This window comes from Leptobacterium flavescens, from assembly GCF_010671605.1.
GTDB classification, from domain to species: domain Bacteria; phylum Bacteroidota; class Bacteroidia; order Flavobacteriales; family Flavobacteriaceae; genus Leptobacterium; species Leptobacterium flavescens.
Genome location: NZ_JAABOO010000004.1, coordinates 15,953 through 33,472, shown reverse-complemented (window position 1 = coordinate 33,472; position 17,520 = coordinate 15,953). Strand labels below are relative to the sequence as shown.

The 17,520-nt window shown below is 40.2% G+C and carries 17 protein-coding genes and 1 tRNA gene; 2 read left to right on the top strand and 16 right to left on the bottom strand.

The features are described 5' to 3' along the window. Positions 1 to 191: 191 nt before the first annotated feature. Both cdd and porV read right to left on the bottom strand, forming a co-directional pair. The gene (cdd, locus tag GWK08_RS16220) at positions 192 to 674 is read right to left on the bottom strand and encodes a cytidine deaminase (protein ID WP_163608305.1); all 483 of its coding nucleotides are present in this window, start codon (positions 672 to 674) and stop codon (positions 192 to 194) included. An 8-nt stretch (positions 675 to 682) separates the two neighbouring features. Continuing rightward, positions 683 to 1,834 carry a type IX secretion system outer membrane channel protein PorV gene (gene porV, locus GWK08_RS16215; protein WP_163608304.1) on the bottom strand — a complete coding sequence of 384 codons (1,152 nt, stop codon included), beginning with the start codon at positions 1,832 to 1,834 and terminating at the stop codon, positions 683 to 685. A 424-nt stretch (positions 1,835 to 2,258) separates the two neighbouring features. Here porV and gldJ point away from each other — a divergent pair, with 424 nt between their 5' ends. Both gldJ and GWK08_RS16205 read left to right on the top strand, forming a co-directional pair. Then, the gene (gene gldJ / locus GWK08_RS16210; protein ID WP_163608303.1) at positions 2,259 to 3,914 is read left to right on the top strand and encodes a gliding motility lipoprotein GldJ; all 1,656 of its coding nucleotides are present in this window, start codon (positions 2,259 to 2,261) and stop codon (positions 3,912 to 3,914) included. A gap of 65 nt (positions 3,915 to 3,979) precedes the next feature. Beyond that, on the top strand, positions 3,980 to 5,254 hold the full coding sequence (locus GWK08_RS16205) for a UDP-N-acetylmuramoyl-tripeptide--D-alanyl-D-alanine ligase (RefSeq protein WP_163608302.1): 1,275 nt from the start codon (positions 3,980 to 3,982) through the stop codon (positions 5,252 to 5,254). Between the two features lie 20 nt (positions 5,255 to 5,274). Here the strand turns inward: GWK08_RS16205 and GWK08_RS16200 are convergent, their stop codons facing one another. The 14 genes from GWK08_RS16200 to GWK08_RS16135 form a co-directional block, all read right to left on the bottom strand. After that, positions 5,275 to 5,838, bottom strand: coding sequence for an HD domain-containing protein (locus GWK08_RS16200; RefSeq protein ID WP_163608301.1), 564 nt, complete (start codon positions 5,836 to 5,838; stop codon positions 5,275 to 5,277). Between the two features lie 10 nt (positions 5,839 to 5,848). Further along, on the bottom strand, positions 5,849 to 7,135 hold the full coding sequence (locus GWK08_RS16195) for a dicarboxylate/amino acid:cation symporter (protein WP_163608300.1): 1,287 nt from the start codon (positions 7,133 to 7,135) through the stop codon (positions 5,849 to 5,851). Positions 7,136 to 7,258: 123 nt separating this feature from the next. After that, the gene (locus GWK08_RS16190) at positions 7,259 to 7,489 is read right to left on the bottom strand and encodes a ferredoxin (protein WP_163608299.1); all 231 of its coding nucleotides are present in this window, start codon (positions 7,487 to 7,489) and stop codon (positions 7,259 to 7,261) included. After that, positions 7,489 to 8,730, bottom strand: a complete 1,242-nt coding sequence (locus GWK08_RS16185; RefSeq protein WP_163608298.1) for a peptidase U32 family protein — start codon at positions 8,728 to 8,730, stop codon at positions 7,489 to 7,491. Before GWK08_RS16185 ends, GWK08_RS16190 begins: the two co-directional genes overlap by 1 nt. 122 nt (positions 8,731 to 8,852) lie before the next feature. After that, on the bottom strand, positions 8,853 to 9,344 hold the full coding sequence (locus GWK08_RS16180; protein WP_163608297.1) for a class I SAM-dependent methyltransferase: 492 nt from the start codon (positions 9,342 to 9,344) through the stop codon (positions 8,853 to 8,855). A 121-nt stretch (positions 9,345 to 9,465) separates the two neighbouring features. Next, entirely contained in the window at positions 9,466 to 10,797 is a 1,332-nt protein-coding gene (locus GWK08_RS16175; protein ID WP_163608296.1) for a S41 family peptidase, read from the bottom strand. A 1-nt stretch (position 10,798) separates the two neighbouring features. Next, complete coding sequence (locus GWK08_RS16170; protein WP_163608295.1) at positions 10,799 to 11,239, bottom strand: MarR family winged helix-turn-helix transcriptional regulator; 441 nt, start codon at positions 11,237 to 11,239, stop codon at positions 10,799 to 10,801. A gap of 153 nt (positions 11,240 to 11,392) precedes the next feature. Further along, positions 11,393 to 12,157, bottom strand: a complete 765-nt coding sequence (gene bla, locus GWK08_RS16165) for a subclass B1 metallo-beta-lactamase (RefSeq protein ID WP_163608294.1) — start codon at positions 12,155 to 12,157, stop codon at positions 11,393 to 11,395. A 368-nt stretch (positions 12,158 to 12,525) separates the two neighbouring features. After that, positions 12,526 to 12,819 carry a DUF1330 domain-containing protein gene (locus GWK08_RS16160; RefSeq protein WP_163608293.1) on the bottom strand — a complete coding sequence of 98 codons (294 nt, stop codon included), beginning with the start codon at positions 12,817 to 12,819 and terminating at the stop codon, positions 12,526 to 12,528. Positions 12,820 to 12,895: 76 nt separating this feature from the next. Next, positions 12,896 to 13,396 (bottom strand): Crp/Fnr family transcriptional regulator, encoded by a 501-nt coding sequence (locus GWK08_RS16155; protein ID WP_204336087.1) that lies wholly within the window; start codon positions 13,394 to 13,396, stop codon positions 12,896 to 12,898. A 197-nt stretch (positions 13,397 to 13,593) separates the two neighbouring features. Beyond that, complete coding sequence (locus tag GWK08_RS16150) at positions 13,594 to 15,045, bottom strand: serine hydrolase (protein ID WP_163608292.1); 1,452 nt, start codon at positions 15,043 to 15,045, stop codon at positions 13,594 to 13,596. Positions 15,046 to 15,154: 109 nt separating this feature from the next. Then, on the bottom strand, positions 15,155 to 15,871 hold the full coding sequence (locus GWK08_RS16145; RefSeq protein ID WP_239524941.1) for a hypothetical protein: 717 nt from the start codon (positions 15,869 to 15,871) through the stop codon (positions 15,155 to 15,157). A gap of 292 nt (positions 15,872 to 16,163) precedes the next feature. Next, positions 16,164 to 16,238 (bottom strand) — tRNA-Val (locus GWK08_RS16140). A 68-nt stretch (positions 16,239 to 16,306) separates the two neighbouring features. Next, entirely contained in the window at positions 16,307 to 17,518 is a 1,212-nt protein-coding gene (locus GWK08_RS16135; RefSeq protein WP_163608291.1) for a bifunctional folylpolyglutamate synthase/dihydrofolate synthase, read from the bottom strand. Between the last annotated feature and the right edge of the window lie 2 nt (positions 17,519 to 17,520).

The window sequence follows — 17,520 nt, the reverse complement described above, 5'->3', positions numbered from 1 at the left end:
GTGATTTTCAACTGTATAAAAATCACACCTTACCGGCCAAAACAAAGGTTAATCAATTCATTATTTAAAAACACGAATAACAAAAGTAACACTTTAAATAAAAGTGAAAAAACGAATACAGATTTTTATAATCTATTTTTGTTAAAATTTTAAAAGCGTTGATAGAATAAGGGTTTGAAAGGCAAAAGTCCTTACAGAAAAGAACTGTCGAAGGTAAGCGGAAGTAAATTTTTTACCGAATCCGATTTGAGTATCTTTCCGCTTTTTCCCATAAAGTAGATCGGGATGGGTTGTTTCTGTTTTATTTCGTATTCTGCAATCGACTGACGGCAGGCACCGCAAGGAGGTGCCGGATCTTTTACCTCATAATTATCTGAGCTCGCAGTAATAGCTATTGCGGTGATCCTGGCATCCGGGTATATGGCTCCGGCATGGTATATAGCAACTCTCTCTGCACACAGACCGGAGGGATAGCAGGCGTTTTCCTGGTTGTTTCCCAGTACTACTTCCCCATTGTCTAAAAGCAAAGCTGCTCCCACTCTGAATTCAGAATAAGGAGCATAAGCTTTTTGTCTTGACTCTACCGCTTTTTGCATTAGCGAAAGTATCTCTTCCGGTAATTCTTCCAACTGCTCATAAACGGTAAAAGAAGTTGTTATTTTAAGTTCTTTCATCTATAATTTTAAAACTCGAGAAAATCGTTTCCGAGGTTAAAGGTAAGAGAAAATCTTAAAGTATTTTCTAAAGGATTCCTAACACTTGATGAAGAGAACAGATAAGAAACATCTATAGTAGCGGCTTTAAACTGAAAACCTGCACCAAGGGTAAAGAATTTTCTTGCCCCTTTATCTTCACTTTCGTTAAAGTAACCTGCTCTTAAGGCAAAGGCATCCTGATATACATACTCTGCACCTAAAGCCCATGTAAATTCCTTTAATTCTTCACTAAAACCATCGGGAGCATCCCCAAAGGATTCGAAAATACCGCTAAAGAAGCTGATATTCTGATATTCCTCATTGTCTTCGGCATCGATATCTCCGTCGTTGTCAAAATCCCGCGGAGTAGGTACCAGTAGTTTATTGAATTCTGTAGAAATGGCCAGTTTGTTCGATTCATCAAAAATAAAATCAAAACCACCTCCGAATTTCAGGTTGGTAGGGATAAAGTTTTCCTGTCCACCTTCGTCATAACTGATCTTGGGACCTATATTGGATATATTGAATCCGAATCTCCATCTTCCGTCAAAATTATTATAGGCAATCTCTTCAGATTGATAGTATCCTGCAACGTCCACTGCAAAAGTGGTTCCCGCCTGTGCATTGGCATCTACCTGTTGTAATCTCAGGTTCGAGCGTATATAACGTCCGGCTACCGCCATGGAAAAGCGATCACTTAATTTCAGGGAATAGGATCCGTCAAAAGCAAACTCATTAGGCTTTACGATCTCTCCGGGATCGTTGGCATTTTGTCTAAGTTCGATTTCCCCCAAACCGAAATAACGAAGACTAAACGCAAAGGCACTTCTTTCGTTTCTTTTGTAAAAATTAGCCTGTAATAAAGAAATATCATTTACAAGTTCGGCCAGGAAAGGCGTATAACTCACTCCTATTCCTATCTGCTTCTTTGCAAAAACATATTTTGCCGGGTTCCATTGCTGCGAGTAAGCATCAGGCGAAGTAGCAACTCCAACATCTCCTGTTCCTGATGCTCTTGCATCACCTGCAATAAGCAAAAAGGGAACAGCTGTGGTTATTACTCTGGATTGCTCTTCCTGAGCCCGGGCTTGATTTATTACCAAAGCAAGCAAAACAAATGAAAATAGTATTTTTTTCATGTAAGAATTTAGATTTAGACTGTAACTTAAATCATCATTTTCGCAGGATTCTTTACAGAATCCCGAGAATACAATAATTAGGTTAACGATTTTTTAACAATTTTCTTGTGTAAATATATCTTTTTCTTTTTTTCCTGCAAGCATCTTAACTTCAATTCTCGATCAATTTCCATTTGATGCCACTGATCTACTTTTTGTTTACTAAACGATCGGGAGTAAACTATATTATTTTAAAAAGAGGGCTTTAACTAAAATGCGGTCTTATTTTTTAAATCAAGGATAATAAAGTGCAAAAATTAGCGTTCTTAGCATGTTATTCGTCCTGATTAAAGAGCGTTTGCTATAGATTTCAGGTGAAAAAGTTGAAATTATGCTGTTAATTGCTATATTGCGTCGCAAATTTAGACACTCAAATCTTAATTCTATGAAAATTAATTCAATTAGAAAGCTATTGCTATTCGTGATGGTAGCCGCAACCGTAGTAGGATGTAAAAAATCTACTTCCAAGAACACATCCAGAGCAACGGGCTGGAAAATCAACGACAAAGACGGTGGTTTTCAATACAACACGAGCTTCAAAGAACAGGAAACGGCTCCGGGACTTGTTTTTGTTGAAGGGGGTACCTTTACAAAAGGAAGGGTACAAGACGACATCATGCACGATTGGAACAATACACCTACACAACAACACGTGCAATCCTTTTACATGGATGAAACAGAAGTTACTAATGTAATGTATCTGGAATACCTGGATTACCTTAAAAAAGTATATCCACCGGAAAACCCAAGATACAAGAACATATATAATGGTGCATTACCGGATACCCTTGTATGGAGAAACCGTTTAGGGTATAATGAAGTAATGACCAACAATTACCTGCGCCATCCGGCTTATGCAGAATATCCTGTAGTAGGGGTAAACTGGGTACAGGCGGTTCAGTTCAGTGAATGGCGTACTGACCGTGTAAACGAGGCGGTACTCGAAAGAGAAGGTTATATAGAATCAGGAACAAAATATGCCGTACTTGAAGGTGATGTTGAAGGAAGCGGGTTTAGTACCAGAGCATATTTACAGAATCCGAGTGCTACCTATAGCGGGCAAATAGATTCCTTACAGGGGAAAGCACGTTCTAAAAACGATTCAACTAATGTCTTTGCCAAGCAGACCAGCGGTATCATTCTTCCGGACTACAGACTACCTACAGAAGCAGAATGGGAGTATGCAGCTCAGGCTCAGGCAGGACAAAGAGAATACAACAACTACAGAGGTAGAAAGAAATACCCGTGGAAAGGAGAATATACCCGTTCCGGAAAAAGAGTTTCCAGAGGAGACCAGCTTGCTAACTTTAAGCAAGGAAAAGGAGATTACGGTGGAATTGCAGGATGGTCTGATGACGGTGCAGATATTACCGCTCAGGTAAAGTCCTATCCTCCAAATGATCTTGGTCTTTACGATATGGCAGGAAACGTTGCCGAGTGGGTTGCCGATGTATATCGTCCTATAGTAGATGACGAAGCAAACGACTTTAACTACTATAGAGGAAACGTTTATACAAAGACCTCTATCGGAAAAGACGGTAAGGTAGCTATCGTTTCGGGAGATTCTATTGTTTACGATACCCTGCCAAACGGTAGAATTGTAGCCAGAGACCTTCCGGGAGAGCTTGCAACTGTAGCGATCACTAAAGAAGATGCTTATTTACGTCCTAACTTCTCTCAGAGTGATAACAGAGGATTCAGAGACGGAGATTACAGCTCTACAAGATACTTCGACAGATTTGCTGACGAAGAAGATGAGTCTCAGGATACCAAGCGTATGTATAACTCTCCTAAGCACAAGGTAAGCAGGGATTCATTAGGAAACCTGGTAAGAGAGTACGATCAGAAAGCCAGAACGACATTAATTGATGACGAGGTTCGAGTGTATAAAGGTGGTTCCTGGAGAGATCGTGCATACTGGTTAGATCCGGCACAGAGAAGATACCTTCCTCAGTATATGGCAACAGATTACATAGGATTTAGATGCGCCATGTCCAGAGTAGGTTCCAAAGCCAAGAAAAGAAAGAGTCCGAGAGGATAAAATTGCGATAAAATATTTAAAAAAAGCTCTGATACGTCAGGGCTTTTTTTTATACTTTTAGCTCTATGAATACAGAAGGATTACATTCTCTTTTTCTCGAAAAAAGATCCATATCGACAGATAGCAGGAAGATAGAGGAAAACACCATCTTTTTTGCGCTTAAAGGCGAGAATTTTAACGGTAATACCTTTGCCAGGCAGGCTTTGGAGAAAGGAGCTTCTTATGCTGTGATCGATGAAGCCGAGTATAAGACCTCAGACAGGATCCTGCTTGTTGATGATGTTCTGACCGCTTTACAACAACTTGCAAATTTTCACAGAAAACACCTGGGCATCCCAATATTGAGCCTTACCGGAAGTAACGGTAAGACCACCACCAAAGAGCTTATCAATTCCGTACTTTCCAGAAAATTCAAAACTACGGCCACTCTGGGTAATCTGAATAACCATATCGGAGTACCTCTTACCCTATTGTCTATGGACAAGACTACGGAATTCGGGATTGTGGAGATGGGTGCGAATCATCAGAAAGAAATTGAATTTCTATGCGGTATTGCCGAACCCAATTACGGCTGTATCACCAATTTCGGGAAAGCACACCTGGAAGGCTTTGGAGGTGTGGAAGGTGTGATCCGTGGAAAAAGCGAGCTGTACGATCATTTAATAAATGAAAACGGTTTTGTATTCTACAATAACGACGATCCCATCCAAAGTGAAAAACTAAAAGACATTTCCAGAAAATTTGGTTTTGATCACAGAGGTCAGGCCGATGTTCATATTTCTCTTCTGAGTGCGGATCCTTTTGTAAAACTGGAAGTGAGAGACGAAATAATCGAATCTCACCTTATCGGGAGTTATAATTACAACAATATTGCCCTTGCCGTTTGTATAGGGACTTACTTCGATATTCCCCTGCCGGAGATCAAAGCGGCCATAGAGTCCTATACTCCTCAGAATAACCGTTCACAGATCATCAATAAGAATTCCAACAAAATCATCCTGGACGCATACAATGCTAATCCCAGCAGTATGAATGCTGCCCTGGAGAATTTTTCAGGATTGTCGGGAACTAAAAAAACAGCCTTGCTGGGCGATATGTTCGAACTGGGGAGTTCTGCAGCAGAAGAGCATCAAAAGATAGCCGAGATGGCCGAAAAACTGGAAAACACAGAAGTTTTCCTGGTCGGGGTCAATTTCTTTGATACAAATACTTCTTTAAGGAAGTTTAAAAGCTACGAGGAACTCAGGGATTTTATGAAGGACAGGGTTCCCGACAATTCAACTATCCTCATTAAAGGATCGAGAGGGATGGCCCTGGAGCGTATTTTAGATATACTTTAGTAGTTCTTTTAAGCTCGTTCTCAGCTGGAAAAAGGCTGTCTTCCGAATACTTTTTTGATCAGCGGGATAAAAAATTCCAGTCTTTCGGTCGGATAGGCCGGATCGAAGGAGTTCTGATCCCATTTTTCACAGAAATCAACTGCCAGCTGATAATAAGGATGATCCTTAAACTTATCCCTGCTCCTGCGCTCTTCTTCTGAAAGACTTTTATTATAGTGCATTTGAAAAGTTCCGTGATTACGTACCACCCAGGCTACTTCTTCTTTTACAAAAGGCCTGATGATCTCTGCCGCCACCTGTCCGTGTGTAAAAGGTGCAAGCACATCCCCGATATCGTGAAAGAGCGCAGCGATCACCCAATCTTCCTCAGCCCCGTCTCTATAGGCACGGGTAGCACACTGAAGTACATGGTCCAACCTGCTTATCCGGTAAGCTCCATCATCATGAGCCATTTCCCTCAGATGCTCTATCAGCCGTTCGGGTAATTCTCCTGCCGTTTCCCGATCGTTGGCAGCAATGATCTTGAAATCCTCCGCTGTTCCTTCTTTCATGGCAGTAAAACCTACTCTCTTAGATCCAGACATGTTCGTATTTTTAAGCTTTTATTTTCTTTAATTTCCCAAGCGACTTAGCTACCAGAACAGACACAAAACCATCGCCCGAAATATTTACTACCGTTCTCCCCATATCCAGAGGCCTGTCTACCGAAAGGATCATGGCCAGGGCCACTGCTAGCTTTTCCGATGGGAAACCTACAGATTCCAGAACGATCACCAGCATAATAATTCCTGCACTCGGTGCTGCGGCGGCTCCTATGGAGGCCAGGGTACCGGTCAGGACAATAGTCAGCTGATCGGCAATACTGAGATCATGTCCAAGCACCTGACAGACAAAAACAGCAGCAATGGCCTGCATCAGGCTGGAACCATCCATATTGATCGTTGCCCCGACAGGACACACAAAACTACTGATCTCCTTTTCCACTCCCAGGTTATCTTCCACACATTCCATGGTTACCGGAAGGGTAGCCATACTGGAACTCGTACTCAGGGCCACCAATTGGGCCGGGAACATTCCTTTCAGGAAAAAACCGAAAGGCTTTTTGGTAAATAATTTAACGATCAGTGCATAGAGTAGTACCAATATCAGCATTCCGAACATAAGCAATGCGGAATAGCTGAGTAAAGCTACAAACAACTCTCCATTCGTAGTTTCTACTATAAGAGAGGCAAGCAACGCCAGTACCGCATAGGGCGCAAACAGCATAATGACATCTACTGTTTTCATCATTACTGTATTTCCTGCATCTATTAACTTTTTCATAGGTTTCTGACGATCTGCAGGAAGCAACAACAGACTGATACTGAAAAACACGGTCACAAAAATAATCTGAAGCATATTGGCATTATTTCCTGCCGCTCCAATCACATTAGAGGGCACCAGGCCTACTAAAAAACTAAGTGGTCCTTTTCGCTCCTGGCTTTCCACCACATCCAGCCTCCTGCTCATATCCGAAGTATAATCCTTAGACAATTCTGTAAGTGTTTCCGGGCTTACATTAGAACCGGGTTGAAAATAATTCACGAGAAACAACCCCAATATCACCGCGGTAACCGTGGTCATCAGATAAATAAGGATGGTCCTTCCTCCTATCCGTGACAGCGCTGCCAGATCTCGCAGATCCGTAATCCCTTTGGCCAGGGAAACGATCACCAGCGGAATGGCGATAAGCTTCAGTAAATTAATGAATATCTGTCCGAAGGGTTTTACCCATTCCTTGATAAATTGCGGACCCCAATCCAGTTTTGCAAAGATCAATCCGATAATAATACCCAATACCATTCCTATCAGGATCTTCCAGTGCAAGGCCAGTTTTTTCATAACACTTTTTTAAATTCTGATGTAATATAGAAATTAATTAAAAAGCGGATCGTTAAAAAAATGCTTTAATCCTCACAAATTGCGGGATTTATGTTAATTAGGGTTGATAAAACGAAGGATCGATCAGACCATTTTGGAAGTAATGATCTTTACCGGGCATGCTTTTTCCGCCTGAGAACAGGCATCAAAAATGGTATTATCGGGAGATTTTAAAGTGTGAAAATCCTTTTTCTCGGTAGCGTGCAGCAATACTGATTTCCCGTCTTTTTTGGACATCCGGAATTGCCCGGGAGCCACTTCCACACAGTAGTTGCAGCCTATACATTTATTACGCTGAAGAGTTACAACCACCATTACTCCTGAACTATTTTATACAATTTATCGGAAGGACGCACACGGAACCCGGTCGGGATGGTACAGGAATCTCCTTTCTGGGCCATTTCCAGGTGTTCGTCATTGACCATCATCTCCTTTAATTCGAATTCCTCCACACCTGTAGTCGGGCCGGTGATCAGGATCGTATCTCCCAGTTTAATGTCGTAGGCTTCAATTTTAAATTCTGCAATTCCCGGTTTTGGAAAGAAATGAACTCCTTTACCGACATACACCTTCTTTTGTGTAGCTTTAGATCCCGGGCCATCACTCCATTCACCCAGTTTCTGCCCCAGGTAATAACCATTCCAGAAACCCCGGTTGTACACCTTTTTGAGTTCTTCCATCCACAGCCCCACCTTTTCTTCGGTGTAGGCTCCTTCTTCATAAGCATCAATGGCCTCTCTGTAGGTTTTGATAACCTTTGCCACATATTCCGGAGCCCTGCCCCTACCCTCTATCTTCAGTACTTTTGCCCCCGTATCTATTACCTGGTCCAGGATATCCAATGTACACAGGTCCTTAGGCGACATAATGTATTCGTTATCCAGTTCCATTTCAAAACCGGTCTCCTGATCAACAACACTGTATTTCTTTCTGCAGTTCTGCTTGCAGGCCCCTCTGTTTGCAGACGAATTATGAGAATGCAAACTCAGATAACATTTTCCGGAGACTGCCATACAAAGGGCACCGTGTCCGAAGATCTCGATCTCCACCAAATTCCCGGAAGGCCCCTTGATCTGTTCTTTTTCGATCTGTTCGCAGATCTTCTTCACCTGTCTCAGGCTCAACTCCCTGCTCATTACCATGGTATCGGCAAAAAGCGAATAGAACTTTACCGTCTCGATATTGGTAATATTGATCTGAGTAGAGATATGTACTTCCATTCCTATTTGCCTGGCATAGGCAATTACCGCCTGGTCCATAGCTATTACCGCAGTAAGATCGGCAGCTTTAGCAGCATCCAGAAGTGTTTTTATAATAGACAGATCATGATCGTAAATAATGGTATTTAAAGTAAGATAAGTGCGTACGTTCTTCTCCGTGCAACGGCGTGCTATTTCGGGCAGGTCCTCAATAGTAAAATTAATGCTTGCCCGGGCACGCATATTCAACTGATCTACTCCAAAATAAACAGAATCGGCTCCGTTATCTATTGCTGCCTGAAGAGATTCAAAATTCCCTGCCGGCGCCATCAACTCTATCCTGCCTGTACTTGTCATAACTTCCGGTTAAATTAGCCGGCAAAAGTACCTTGTTTTCGCATTTTAAAATATGACAAATCTCATTGTTTATTTCATCAAACCTCCAAAGAATTCCTAATCGGATTCTTCCTATTTCTCTTTTAATCCCCAATCAGCACTATTCTCATCCCTTCCACCTTGTAGTTATACTCTTTTAACCGTTGTTCCCATTTCCTTATCGTACCGATATAAGAAGCCTGTTTAAAAAGACCTTTTTCTTCGCAAAAGCATGTAACAGCGGCAAGTTCCCCAATCCTGGGGTCATCCGGAGGCAGGAAGAGTTCTTTTCTGTGGAGTACCGGAGGGTTCTCTCTTTTTTCATAATCAATACTTTTCACCTCTTTTTTATCCAACTTTATGATAAGAGAAGAGGTCAGGACCGGAAAGAGCTCGGTATCGAAGCCTTTGTAATACAATAGTGATACGCTATCATTTAAAAGGGAGACTTTAGCCAGGTTCCATTCGGTATCTTCCGGTATTAATTGCAGGGCTTTAGTCAGGGTTCCCCGTTGCTCTTTCGCCAAATAGGAAACGGCAGACCGATGCACATAATGCATTTTACCCAACTTCCTCCCAACTGTTTGTTTTTTCATCTTCTGCAGATTCGGATACTGGAAGCTAAAATATTATTTTCAATAATGCAGAAAAATCTTTTACAAATAAAAAAAAGGAACCCTGAATGGATTCCTTTTTCACATAAGACCCTATAAATGGTTATTTTATTTTTTGGTCTTTATCTTTTCTGCCGTTATCGTAGAGTCCTTCAACAGCCACCACCTGCTTATCTTCCGATAAGAACCTCAGCCTGAAGTAAGGTATCCCCTCTACCATAAACTCATTTTGACTAAGAGGTGTAAGCTTATGTTTTTTTCCGGAGCCTCTTTTGTAATACAATTTTCCATTCTCAAAACTAAGTTGGCGCTCTCCGTATTTACCTGTGTAAGACCGGAGAATACTTTGTTCTACATTTACCGGTTCCATCATGGCTTTCTGAGCTTTTAAACTCCAGTCGTATGCGAATTTTGCCTCAGGATCTTTGGCTTTTTCAGATAAGTGCTCCAGGGCTTTTATTTGCGCAAGCTGTAGGGCCTGGTCCGATGAAACTTTAATATGAGGAGTAACTCCCGTTCCTTCCCAATTGCTATTGGTAACCGGGTTGATCGCTCTTCCGGAAGGCACCCATACCATAAACCCTTCCAAAGCATTAACAACCCCTCCGGGATGTGCTCCTCCACCGGTAGTTTCTCCGATCAGGGTAGCTCTCTTAAGGTTTTTCAGATTATAACTGAATTCCTCGGCAGCAGAAAAAGTATAATCGCTGGTCAGGACATACACCGGTACATCGGGATTTCTTTTTCCGCTTACATGCGGTAAGGTCCAGGTCTGTGTATGAGTATCTGTCGGTCTCCAGTAAAAATTATTCAGGTGTACCGGATCAGGTCCGTATAAATAGCTGGTGATTAACTGGATCATTTTCGGAGATCCCCCTCCGTTTTGCCTGAGATCTATAATTAAAGCATCCGTATTGCTTAAAAAATTCATGGTTGCCACAGCGGTTTCTCCGGCATACTGAGGGTCCATAAAAGCCTTAAGGTTCAGATAGCCTATATTGCCATCCAGGATCTTCGCTTCTTTAAAACCGAAATTCTCGCGCTTCATTCTGTTCACTCTTCTTTCCATAAATTCAATACTGTCCTGAGCTGTTCTTACCGCTTTCCGGGCCTCAACCCTTGCAGGATCATATATAACCCGAAGGTGTTTGTCATGACTGATAGATCTGAGGTCCTCGGTGAGTTTATCTGCAAGTTTCCGGGGGTCTTTAATCGACTTATACAATCCGTTTTTCAGGCTGTTCTTCATTTTTGAGACCATTTTATCCGCCACATCAGGAAAGACATAATTCGACTGAAGTATGCTCCCGATAGAGTCAATAACGATCGCTTGTTTTAAACTCAGGCCGGTATTGTTCTCCTGGGCTGATAAGTTCCCGCTTGACCAGAGAAGTAATGAAAATAAGATGATGATTGATGAATTGATTTTTTTCATTTTAAGGTTTATTACAATTTGACTTTATTTTTTTTAAGGTTGCTTCTAACTGAATTAATTCTTCTTCTGTTACTCCTTCCAGGGCCTTTTCTCTGTTGTCGAGAACAATAGGAGTTAAAGTTTTAAGGACATTTTTACCTTTGGGAGTTATTTCGAGTTTATACCTCCTTCGGTTTAATTTGTTGATCGATCGCTCTAAATATTCCTTTTTTACCATTAAGTTGATCATACGGGTCATGGAGGCATTGTCTTTAAAGGCCAGTGCCGCTATTTCCTTTTGTGACATTTCGGGATATCTGTCCAGAAATGCCAGTACGAGTCCCTGATCTATTGTCATATCACTAACTGCATTCGAGAGTTTTTTTTGCGAAAACTTTCTGTATTCTTTTATGGTGCTTTCAATAGCATGAAAGACTGTTGCAGAGGGTGAAGGTAAATCCATATATTATTATTTGATACAAAAATAATTGATATATCAATTATAAACAAATACCGTGAGTAGTTTAACATTAGTTTTACGTAAAATGTAATCGTGAATTTAAGGATATAATGTGGTTAACAAGACCATTGTGAGCTATCCGGTCTGGTAAAAAGCTTAATATTCCTCAAACATTTGAATGGTATAATCCAGTAGTTCTGTCCCTCCGCTGTTGCCGTGACCGGGAATGATAACTTTCAGATCGGGTATTTCTTTTCGGATTCTGCTAACGGTTTCCGACCATTCGGCTGTATTGGCATCACCCAGGTAGCCTTTACCTGCTTTCATGGATTTGATCAGGCAGCCACCAAACAGTGCTTTTTTATCAGGGATATAACCCACCACATTGTCTTTGGTATGGCCTTCTCCATAGAATCTTGCATAAGCAACTTTATTATCGATTTCGATTTCCAACTTTTCATCAAAACCTTGTTGGGGCAATACTTCTTCCTTATTATTCTTTAGCGTGCTTATGGTTTTATTACTGGCATAGGATCTTATTCCTTCATTATGGAATTGCCTTAACCCGCCCAGGCAATCATTATGAAAATGGGTGACCACAATTGCTTTGATCTTCTTTTTCTGTTTTTCTTCAATCCATTTTATCAGTTCTGCAGAACCTTCATCATCTGTAGGCGTATCAAAAACGATGGCTTCATCCTTATTAAAATACACCATTCCGTTACAGGCTACTTTTCCGAAATCATCAGTCTTCAAATAGGAGATGTGTGTAAAGAGGTTTTTATCCAGTTGTTTGAGCTTTAAAATTTCAGACTCAAAGCTGTATGATGTTTTTTTATCGGATACACATCCTTGAAAAACGATTAAGATCATTAATAAGAGAAGAGATCTTCTTATAAAATTTATCCTTGATTTTGACATTAATTCCTGCAATTGTATTTGATTATCAAATATAGCTACATATCTATTACAACCTCTTTTCTATCTCGGTCAGAATATAAAGCCTCCTATTTATTCGGACAGTAACTCAATTGCTTTTTCCAGGACTTCATCTCTTCCCTGCCTAAGCACGTTTATTGTTGGTTTTACCTCCACATCAATTTTAACTCCTTTTCTTTGGGTTTGGGAACCATCCAGGTAAAGAATGCCGTTACCTGAAATAGCAGTTTTATATTTCTAAATATGATTAATTATACAGGTATAAAAATAGTACTTTTTTTAAGCAAAAACGGTTCGGGATAACACCCAAACCGTCATTAATTTATACAATATTGTATACCGTTTCCAGATTAGAAACCCTTTTCAAAAATGATTGAATCACTCTCACTAACCTGTTGACGCCATGCCTTAATTGGCTGGTAATCGGGATCATTGTAAAAATTCTCCGCAGCTTGTTTTGAATCGAATTCAACAATTACAACACGTCCACCAGGCACAGTTCCTTCAATAGTAGACGGATTTTCATCAACTGCCACTGTTATCCCTCCGTGACGTTCGACTATCGGGACAGCTTTCTCAATATACTCCCGGTTAAAAGTTTCTAAATCGTTTACTCTTACAAATGCTAGCATATATGCTTTCATGACTTCTGTTTTATTAATTATTAATAAGACAAAAGTATTTTGGACCTCAGTCCTGTGCATTAATAAATATTAAGGATTACGATGAAGATCGGATTTTATCTCCTTTAGCCTTACTTAGGGCTTCAGGTGTTATGCCTAGGTAAGAAGCAATCATTCTTTGAGGAACTCGCTGAGTTAAATCGGGATATGTTCGTATAAAATGCTCGTAGCGTTGTAAACCAGAATAGCTCATTAACATAATAACACGTCTTTGAAGAACCAACATACGTTTAGCGATCGCCTGTATATTTGATGTTGCTTGACCAAGGTCTTTATCTCTAATTATTATGGTTGAATCTTCAAGTGCTTCAATAAAAAACTCACAAGGTTCGTTCGTTTGAACTGCATCAGCAATAATCCAGCCCTCCGGCGCAAACATAAATATATGTTCTTTTCCTTTCTGGTCTATAGTATAACTCCTCAGCAATCCCGAAACAACCTCATAAACCAAACTGCCTGTGTCTCCTGCGTGCTGTAAGATCTGTCCTTTTTTGACTTCAACTGTTTTCACTTTAAACACCTGTTTTGTTAATGACATACAACTATTGGATATAGTGAAAATTCCATATCCTCATTCTGTTTAACATAAAAATAGTGCTTTTTTAAGTAAAAACTAACCCCTTAATGCGCTAGTATCTATTCCTGATATTGTAAAATATTATAACCAAGAGGTACTTTCCTGAGTGGTTCTTCACCAGGTGTGGAGTTTTATAATATTGTTTTAATTTAAGAAACCTATTTAACCCTTTTGCCTTCCAGAATAGAAAATTCAACTCCTGTAATTTCATCTCCATTATGCCGGAAAGTATAATAAACCCCCGAATTTTTATTAAAGAATTTAAAGTCTTCCTCCGGGAGTAAATGTATTATCCTATCTTCAAAAGGACCTCCTGTAAACTGTAATCCATCCCCATTTTCATTCACGCTTAGCGTTGCAACACCACGTTCCGGAAAATCGTATGTACCTTCAAATTGTTTGAGTTTATCTGTAGTTTGCTCTCTAATGATCCTGGTCCTGGGCTCTACTCCGGGTAACTCGTATTCTTTAACAATACTTAGTAACACTTCTCTAAAAATAGCACCGCTGTTCTCTGAATTTACCATTATTACATAAGCTACAGGATGATCTTTCCAACCTACTAGCTGAGCTCTAAAACCTGCATCTGCTCCAGAATGAACAAAGGTGTGGTCCTCAACAACAATCCCCAAACCGTAATTATCTGTGCTGAGTGTGAGCATTTCATTTGCTGTTTTAGCCTTTATTAATCCATCTTCCTGTGATTGGTAAACTTCCATAATCTCTTTTGCCCATATCACCAATTGAGAAGGAGTTGTCCATAATCCTGCTGCTGCCATTTCCGGATATACATGCCATTTTCCATTCACCTGAGATCCGTCAGTATAATATCCTGTTGCTGCAAGATCGTGGTACTTTTCAGGAAGTGGATTTTCGTATGTACTTTTTGTCATTCCCAATGGATCCAGCACATGCTCCTGCATAACATCATGAAATTGTCTTTCTTCAATATCGGCTATCATTTGTTGCATTATGGTATAACCACCTCCGGAATACCGCCAACTTTCTCCAGGTTTTTTGTAGACACGAACAGAATCTGTATTTCCTTTACCATCTAAAATCTCAGGAGTACTGGGAATATCTTCTCCTCTTTCATAGCCCGGAAATCCCCATACAGTTAAACCTGCAGAGTGGTCCAATATCCTGCGTGTTGTAACTTTTTCCTCCAATGTAAACTCATTATCGGGTAATTTCCAGTTCACCAAATAGTCATTAACATTGGCATCCAAATCAAGAGCTCCGTTTTCATAAAGCTGAAGGGCTCTTGTAGCAGCCACAGGTTTACTAATGGATCCTGCCAGGAACATGGTCTCAGTAGTCACTTTTCGATTTTCAGTGGTATCTGTAACCCCATAGCCTTTAGCCCACTCTATAACTCCATTATTAATTACTGCAATACTCAACCCATTAACCCCTAATTCTTTCATCCTGTCTTCAATATTAAAATGCTGTATTTCCTGTATACTGTCTTTATGTATTTGAAGATTGGGCTGGAGGCCATTCTCAAGCCTAAGAATTCTTTCCTCCAAGAGCTTTTTATCTTTTTCCGATTGGTTGGAGCAATTGGTAAGAGTCAGCAGAATAGAGAGGTAAAAGAAGAAGTTTTTCATCGCATATTGACTTTAGATATTCAGTGTTAAAGACAATGTGATTGATGATTTGTTACAGTGTTGGTAATTTAATAGGTTACAACATTTCAGCCATGATTAGTAGCAGTTCTTATAATCCATTTTTAGCTTTCCAAGCACTCAATGTAGTAGGATGTTCATCGTCAATTGGATAATTCCAATTTATAAAGTTGAGTTGTTTTAGTGTTAACAAAACAAACATTCCATCATTACCACAATTTATTGGATAAAACTGCTCGTTTGAATTTTGTCTCCTTAGCTCAGCGTTCAACATCTCTATGAAATTAATATAGGCAATTCCCCAATCAAGGTCAGAAAACTGTCCATCAAATGCTATATATTCAATTCCATTCAATTCGATGGTGTGCTTCCAGCTATTTTCACTTTGCTCACTCTTTTCGTTGCCGAATTCTAATTCGAGTCCAAGTTTTTCGAAGGTCGGTTTGATTTGATTTAAATATTTTATCAATCCACCTATCTCAAAAAGCTCTTCACAATCCACCCAATGATAGCGATAATCCATAAAACTAAATGTTTCTTCTCTCATTGGTCCTTGAAAGAAATTCAAATCCGTGTACGATTTTTCAAAGCCAGTCTTAACTACATCCAATTCAGATTCGTCAGTTAAGTTGAAATAATCTAATTTTTCCAATTCAACCGCAATTTCTTTTCCACTTAGTTTTTTCTTAACCTCTTTCTTTGGATTCTCATTCCAAATTTTTGAACTCGCATTACCGTTTTTGGAATCACAACCCAAAAACACGAAAATAAATATGATCAGAAAAATATGTTTCATTGATTTTTTCAAAATCCTCTGTTTAAAATTCAAATCTAATTTAGTTAATCTTTAAAAAAGTTTAAATGAGTAAATACTTATTTTGGTTAGTCAACTGACTTTTCACATTACTGCTAATTTCGTTGCGACTGGAAGCGTGGTGAAGTGTAAAGCATAGATCCTTACCATTGGGAGGAGCAATGCTCATCCAAAATCCCAGGGCAAACCTTGTTTGCCTGGACTTTTTATGCCCTTCACCCTGCAGCTAAACCTGCGGTTCGGGCATAAAAAAATCCCGTTAGTTTTCTAACGGGATTTTGTGATGTGGGCGATGTAGGATTCGAACCTACGACCCCCTGCTTGTAAGGCAGGTGCTCTAAACCAACTGAGCTAATCGCCCTTCTTGCGTGATTGCGGATGCAAATATAGGACAGTTTTTCAATCAACCAAAATAAAAAGCAAAAAAAATCAAAGAATTTCGGCTACTGTAAAAGTGCTTCCTCCGATATAGATCAGGTCTTCTTTTGCCGCGTTTTTCAAGGCGTTTTCATAAGCCTCTGCAACCGAATCAAATACACTTCCTTCCAGCTTAAAAACCGATGCATTTTCTTTTAAAATTACTGCCTTAAGTCCTCTTGGAATATCCGGTGTACAGAAATAATATTTTGCATTTTTCGGGAATAACGGAAGGATATCTTCCAGGTTTTTATCACCTACTACTCCCAAAACCACATGAAGCTCTTCTCTGGATTCTTCTTCCAGCTGCTGCATCACCCATTTCAGGCCTTCTTTATTATGTGCTGTATCGCAAATAACCTTGGGTTGCATACTCAATAACTGCCACCTTCCCATAAGTCCTGTATTCCTGACTACGTGAAGAAGCCCTTCTTTTATATGATCATCCGAAATGGTAAATCCTTCCAGTTGACGGATCGCAGCTACTGCAGTCCTGCTGTTCATTTGCTGATACTTCCCTGTAAGATCTGTCGGATAGCTTTCTTTTTCGATATCCTCTGCCAGGATCATCATAGCTTCATTTATACTGGACACCTCATCAAATACCGGGAACGTCTCCTGATGATATTCTCCAATGACCACAGGGGTCCTGTGCTTAATAATACCCGCTTTTTCCAGGGCAATCTGAGAGAGGTCATCTCCAAGCAGATCTATATGGTCCATCCCTATATTGGTAATAACCGATAATTCCGGCATAATGATATTGGTAGAATCCAGGCGACCGCCAAGCCCCACTTCAATGATAGCAATATCGATCTCCTCTTCTACAAAATAATCGAAGGCCATCCCGACAGTCATTTCAAAAAAGGAAAGTTCATGCTGCTCCAGGAACTCTTTGTGATCCTTAATAAAGTTCACTACAAAATCCTCGGGTATCTCCTTCCCGTTTATCTTTATCCGTTCCCTGAAGTCCTTTAAATGCGGAGAAGTATACAAACCTACCTTATAGCCTGCTTCCTGCAGGACAGAGGCTATCATATGGCTGGTAGAACCTTTTCCGTTGGTTCCCGCCACGTGAATTGATTTGAATTTCTTTTCGGGATGCTTCAGGTAGGTAGAAAATCCCTGGATACCATCCAGTTTTGCTTTAAAAGCAGTTTTTCCCTGACGTTGGTACATAGGTAACCTGCCAAACATCCAATTAATAGTTTCCTGATAGTTCATGG